Consider the following 6,439-nt stretch of genomic DNA (forward strand, 5'->3'; position numbering starts at 1 on the left):
TTAATCTAATTTTTTAAATAATACACAGGCATTATGACCGCCAAACCCGAAGGTATTACTCATAGCCACTTTAACTTCTCTCTTTTGAGCCTTGTTAAGCGTTAAGTTTAATTGCGGATCAATATTTTCATCTACAACGGAATGGTTTATTGTTGGGGGCACAATGCCATATTCCATTGCTAAAATAGCAGCAATAGATTCTATAGCTCCCGCAGCACCCAATAAATGCCCAGTCATGGATTTTGTTGAATTGATATTGATGTTTTTGGCATGTTCACCAAAAACTTCCGTAATGGCCTTAAGTTCAGCAACGTCCCCTAAGGGTGTGGATGTACCATGTGTGTTGATGTGATCAACATCTTCAGGCTTCAATCCGGCATTTTCCAAACAATTTCTCATTACGGCAATAACTCCTATCCCTTCAGGATGCGGTGCAGTCATGTGGTAAGCATCTGAAGACAACCCGCCTCCAAGTACTTCAGCATAGATCTTTGCGCCTCTAGCCTTTGCGTGCTCATAATCTTCCAAAATAATGGCCCCAGCCCCTTCTCCCAAGACAAAACCATCTCTGGTAGCGTCAAACGGTCTCGAAGCTGTTTCTGGACTTTCATTTCTGGTTGATAAGGCATGCATGGCATTAAAGCCACCCATTCCTGCTTTGGTAACCGCTGCTTCACTTCCACCTGTAACAATCACATCGCAATAGCCCAAACGAATATAGTTTAGAGCGTCAATCATTGCATTGGCAGAGGATGCACAAGCTGAAACCGTGGTATAGTTAGGTCCCATAAATCCATGTTTTATGGAAATGTTCCCTGGAGCTATATCAGCAATCATTTTTGGAATAAAGAAGGGGTTGAAACGCGGAGTTCCATCGCCAGCGGCAAAATTAAGAACTTCATCCTGAAAGGTTTCTAACCCTCCAATGCCCGCTCCCCAAATGACACCAACACGAAGCTTATCAACCACATTAAGATCTAGTTTTGCATCTGCGATCGCTTCATCAGAAGCCACCATAGCATATTGCGTAAACCTGTCCATCCTGTTGACTAGCTTCCTATCAATGAATTTGGTTGGTTCAAAGTTTTTTAATTCGCATGCGAATTTAGTCTTGAACTTTTCAGTATCAAAATAAGTTATTGGCGCAGCGCCACTTTTACCTTTAATCAGGGCGTCCCAATATTCGTCTTTGGTATTCCCGATTGGTGTAAGCGCACCTAAACCCGTAACTACAACTCGCCTTAATTCCATAAAGTTCGTTACTTATTTAGCTGCTTCTATATAAGAGATAGCTTGACCAACTGTAGCAATATTTTCAGCTTGGTCGTCTGGAATTTGGATATCAAATTCTTTTTCGAATTCCATGATTAATTCTACAGTATCCAAAGAATCTGCTCCCAAATCATTTGTGAAGCTCGCTTCAGTGACAACTTCGTTCTCGTCTACACCTAATTTGTCTACTATAATCGCTTTTACTCTTGATGCAATGTCTGACATAATCTTTTAATTTTAAGTTTTATTGAAAGGCAAAAATAAAAACTTTATTTTAAAACCATTTTTATTTCTACAATGTGTTTGTAATTTAGTAAAGATACATTGAAGTATTTCTATTTTACCTCTCAATTGTTAATAATTATTCCTTTTTTTGTTTTTCGGATTCTAGAAGCGAATATCTGTAAATGAAATGATATTACTGAATTTTGCAGAACATTTTTTAATTTGAGAGCGGCTAGCACCTACCTGATGGTAGACAAGTTTGACAATAATATAATATTTGATAGTGTAGCAGATGAAACGTATTGTGATTTTTGCGTCTGGGAGCGGTACTAATGCCGAAAATTTAATTAAGTTTTTTCAAGACAGAGAAACGGGTTCTGTAATTCAGGTGTTGACTAATAATCCTCATGCCAAAGTTTTGGACCGCTGCAAAAACCTTATGGTAAGCGCACTCTCTTTTAACAGAATAGCCTTTTCACAAAGCAACGATGTGCTTAATATCTTAAAAGCGTCAAAACCTGATGTGATTGTTTTGGCAGGGTTTTTATGGAAGTTTCCAGACTTTATACTTCATGAATTTCCAAACAAGGTTATTAATATTCATCCGGCGTTGCTCCCTAAGTTTGGAGGCAAAGGGATGTACGGAAATTTTGTACATGATGCCGTAGTAGCAAATAAAGAGACTGAAACTGGGATTACGATTCACTATGTGAACGAACATTATGACGAAGGCGCCATTATTTTTCAGGCAAAATGCGCCGTGCATCCATCAGATACTGCAGCAACAGTAGCAGCAAAAATCCATGAGCTGGAGATGGCACATTTTCCGAAGGTTGTGGAGGAGCTACTGAAATCTCAGTAATAAAATTAAAAAAAATGAAGGCATAAATTCATTGTGATAGCCTGATATTCCTGCCAAATTAACTCATAGTATTCCGGTTTGCTCGGATAATGAACATGTCCAAAAAAAAGAAAAAATATTATACCGTATGGAAAGGTCATAAAACCGGCATCTTTGAGAAATGGGACGACTGCAAAGCCCAAATTAAAGATTACCAAGGTGCCCAATACAAATCTTTTGAAACCTTTGAAGCTGCGAAAAAAGCATTAATCGGAAACTATAGGGACTATATTGGCATATCTAAAAGTTTCAAAAGCGGTCTTTCTGAAGTGCAGCTCAAAAAAATAGGGCAGCCTAACTTTAATTCTATTTCAGTAGATGCAGCTTCTAGCGGTAATCCAGGAATTATGGAATATAGAGGCGTGGACACCAAATCAAAAAAACAACTGTTCATTCAAGGACCATTTCCTGAAGGAACAAATAACATTGGTGAGTTTTTAGCTATTGTACACGGTTTGGCATTCCTCAAAAAACATGACAGCCAACGTTTTATTTATACAGACTCAAAAATAGCCATAAGTTGGATCAGAAAAAAAACCTGCAATACTAAATTGCCCAGAAATTCTAAAAATGAGAAGTTATTTGAGTTGGTAGACAGAGCAGTCAATTGGCTTAAAACAAACAGCTATGAGACGACAATTGTAAAATGGGAAACCAAGGCTTGGGGTGAAATTCCTGCAGATTTCGGGAGGAAGTGATTAAACTAATGGGATTTATTATGCGAGTGAATTGGAGAATTCGTGCCTAAAAAACCTTATATTTGCAGCAAATTTTGAAACCTTACTATGAGTAAATTAGTTATTGTAGGTACCGTTGCTTTTGACGCTATTGAAACACCTTTTGGAAAAACTGATAAAATATTGGGGGGCGCCGCAACCTTTATAGGATTGGCAGCTTCTCAATTTAATGTAGATGCGGCTATAGTTTCTGTAGTGGGAGGTGATTTTCCTCAAGAATATTTGGATCTATTGTCAGATAAAAACATTGACATCTCTGGAGTTGAAATCGTAAAGGAAGGCAAAACGTTCTTTTGGAGTGGCAAATACCACAACGACATGAATACGCGTGATACCCTGGCAACTGAGCTCAATGTGCTTGCTGATTTCAATCCGGTAGTTCCAGTAGGTTATAAAAATGCAGAAGTGGTGATGCTGGGGAACTTGCATCCCTTGGTACAAATGGGTGTTTTGGAACAAATGAACAAAAAGCCAAAAATGGTGATTTTAGACACCATGAATTTTTGGATGGACTGTGCTTTGGAAGAACTGAAGGCCGTCATCAAGAAGGTGGACGTTATTACTATAAATGATGAAGAGGCACGTCAATTAACAGGAGAATATTCGCTTGTAGTTGCTGCTCGTAAAATCCATGAGATGGGTCCAAAATATGTGGTCATCAAAAAAGGTGAGCATGGTGCGCTGTTATTTCATGAGGACAATGTCTTTTTCGCCCCCGCACTTCCTTTGGAAGAAGTATTTGATCCAACAGGCGCTGGCGATACGTTTGCTGGCGGATTTGCTGGATTTTTAGCGAAGACAGAAGACTATTCTTTTGAAAATATGAAAAACGCGGTCATTTATGGTTCCACATTGGCCTCTTTTTGTGTGGAGAAATTTGGAACAGAGCGTATGAAAAAACTTAATGAAAAAGAAGTATACCAACGCTTGGATCAGTTTAAACAACTTACCCAATTTGAAATTGTCTTAGAGAATATCCTATAAATACTAATGATTACAATAAAACGATTCTATATGACCTTCAAACAAAAGCTATCAAAAGGCTACACAATTGAATTGCCATAAACTAACGCGCTCCAAATGGAGCGCGTTTTTTAAATGCCCTAGTTTGTAATACTATCGAACTTATTTCGACTAATTTTTTCTATTGAAAGAAAATCTAAAATTAAGACACCCCAATGAGTGATGCGTTAAAACATGAGTGCGGAATAGCCCTCATAAGACTTTTAAAACCCTTAGATTACTACAAGGAAAAATATGGTAGTGCTTTTTACGGCGTCAACAAAATGTATTTGATGATGGAAAAGCAGCACAACCGTGGACAGGATGGTGCTGGTTTTGCAAGCATTAAACTAGATACTGAGCCTGGAGAACGTTACATCAGTCGGGTACGCTCTATTGCGCAGCAACCCATTCAGGATATTTTTGCGCAAATTAATGAGCGCATCAATAAAGAATTGACTGAACATCCAGAGTACGTTGATGATGTGGACTTGCAAAAAAAGAACATTCCATATATTGGGGAATTACTTTTAGGGCACGTTCGGTATGGCACTTTCGGTAAAAATAGTGTAGAGAACGTGCACCCTTTCTTGAGACAGAACAATTGGATGCACCGAAATTTAATTCTTGCCGGAAATTTTAACATGACTAATGTTAACGAACTCTTTGATGGTTTAGTTGAATTAGGACAACACCCGAAGGAAAAGGCAGATACCGTGACTATCATGGAGAAAATAGGTCACTTTTTGGATGATGCTGTCGCAAAAAAATACAAGCAACTTAAAAATGAAGGCTACAACAAAAATGAATGTTCTCCACTGATAGCGGAACGTCTTAACGTTGCAAAAATACTAAAGCGCGCTGCCAAAAACTGGGATGGTGGTTATGCTATGGCGGGTCTTTTAGGCCATGGAGATTCTTTCGTTTTACGCGATCCTTCTGGGATACGTCCGGCATATTACTATCAGGATGATGAAGTAGTCGTGGTAGCCTCTGAACGGCCAGTGATCCAAACGGTTTTTAATGTGAATTTTGATGATGTAAAAGAGCTTACTCCTGGCCATGCCATTATCATCAAGAAATCAGGAGAAACTGCTCTTAAAAAAATTATCACCCCTTTAGAACGTAAGGCCTGTTCTTTTGAACGCATCTATTTTTCACGAGGAAGTGATGCAGAAATTTATCAAGAGCGAAAAAAATTAGGAAAATTACTCATGCCAAAAGTATTGGAAGCAATCGATTTTGATACAAAAAATAGTGTGTTTTCTTATATTCCAAATACCGCAGAGACTTCCTTTTTTGGGATGATTGAAACGGTTGAAGACCATCTTAACAAAAAGAAAACAGCAGCCATTCTTGAAGGCAACGGAGGCTTATCTGCTGAAAAAGTAACCCAAATTCTTTCAGAGAGACCGCGCATAGAAAAAATAGCGATTAAGGATGTCAAACTCAGGACCTTCATTACAGAAGACAGCAGTAGAGATGATTTAGTGGCACACGTTTATGACGTGACATACGGCGTGATAAAGCCAACTGACAACTTAGTTATTATTGATGATAGTATTGTACGCGGCACCACTTTAAAAAAGAGTATCATCAAAATGATGGACCGATTGAATCCGAAGAAAATAGTTGTGGTATCTTCAGCACCTCAAATTCGTTATCCGGATTGTTATGGTATTGATATGGCCAGGTTGGAAGACCTTATTGCTTTTAGAGCAATGCTGGAGTTGCTAAAAGAAAATGACAAGTACCACCTTATTGAAGAGGTTTATAAAAAATGTAAAGCACAACTGCACCTGGAAGATAAAGAGGTCAGGAATTTTGTAAAAGACTTATACAGCCAATTTAGCGCGGAGCAAATTTCTGATAAAATTGCAGAGCTAATCTGCGATTCTACAATTAAAACAGAAGTAAAGACAATTTTTCAAACTATTGAAAATTTACATCTCGCATGTCCAAAAAATCTAGGCGATTGGTATTTTACTGGCAACTACCCAACCCCTGGAGGTAACCGTGTAGTCAATAGAGCATTTTTAAATTTTTACGAAGGAAATAACGCACGTGCCTATTAAATTGGAAACGAGCCATATATCCATATCATCCGATAAAATCACGTTTAATCGGGTAATTTGGTAATTCATCTAAAATTTAATTCAAATTATTTAATTCCACATACTTTAGTATCACCATAACATAAGTAGGTTAAGTTCATGGTAGATTTGGGGCAAAAAAAGGTAAACTTATGTTACCTTTTTTTATTGCCTTCTTTTTATTAAGATATTCTTTTGTATTTGTCAAT

6 protein-coding genes are annotated in these 6,439 nt (G+C 37.9%); 4 read left to right on the forward strand and 2 right to left on the reverse strand.

What is annotated here, in order from left to right; genetic code table 11:
* Together fabF and A9996_RS10825 are read right to left on the reverse strand one after the other, a co-directional pair.
* A complete protein-coding gene (gene fabF, locus A9996_RS10820) occupies positions 1–1,251 on the reverse strand; it encodes a beta-ketoacyl-ACP synthase II (protein WP_066434565.1) in 1,251 nt (416 codons plus the stop codon).
* Between the two features lie 12 nt (positions 1,252–1,263).
* On the reverse strand, positions 1,264–1,497 hold the full coding sequence (locus tag A9996_RS10825; RefSeq protein ID WP_007647141.1) for an acyl carrier protein: 234 nt from the start codon (positions 1,495–1,497) through the stop codon (positions 1,264–1,266).
* Positions 1,498–1,789: 292 nt separating this feature from the next.
* Here A9996_RS10825 and purN point away from each other — a divergent pair, with 292 nt between their 5' ends.
* The 4 genes from purN (at position 1,790) to A9996_RS10845 (ending at position 6,212) form a co-directional block, all read left to right on the forward strand.
* Positions 1,790–2,359, forward strand: a complete 570-nt coding sequence (gene purN / locus A9996_RS10830; protein ID WP_066434568.1) for a phosphoribosylglycinamide formyltransferase — start codon at positions 1,790–1,792, stop codon at positions 2,357–2,359.
* Positions 2,360–2,454: 95 nt separating this feature from the next.
* A complete protein-coding gene (locus A9996_RS10835) occupies positions 2,455–3,096 on the forward strand; it encodes a ribonuclease H1 domain-containing protein (protein ID WP_066434570.1) in 642 nt (213 codons plus the stop codon).
* Positions 3,097–3,183: 87 nt separating this feature from the next.
* Positions 3,184–4,119 (forward strand): PfkB family carbohydrate kinase, encoded by a 936-nt coding sequence (locus A9996_RS10840; protein WP_066434571.1) that lies wholly within the window; start codon positions 3,184–3,186, stop codon positions 4,117–4,119.
* Positions 4,120–4,313: 194 nt separating this feature from the next.
* Positions 4,314–6,212 carry an amidophosphoribosyltransferase gene (locus A9996_RS10845; RefSeq protein WP_066434572.1) on the forward strand — a complete coding sequence of 633 codons (1,899 nt, stop codon included), beginning with the start codon at positions 4,314–4,316 and terminating at the stop codon, positions 6,210–6,212.
* Positions 6,213–6,439 lie beyond the last annotated feature (227 nt).

The sequence above is a fragment of the Gelidibacter algens genome (assembly GCF_001678675.1).
Lineage (GTDB): Bacteria > Bacteroidota > Bacteroidia > Flavobacteriales > Flavobacteriaceae > Gelidibacter > Gelidibacter algens.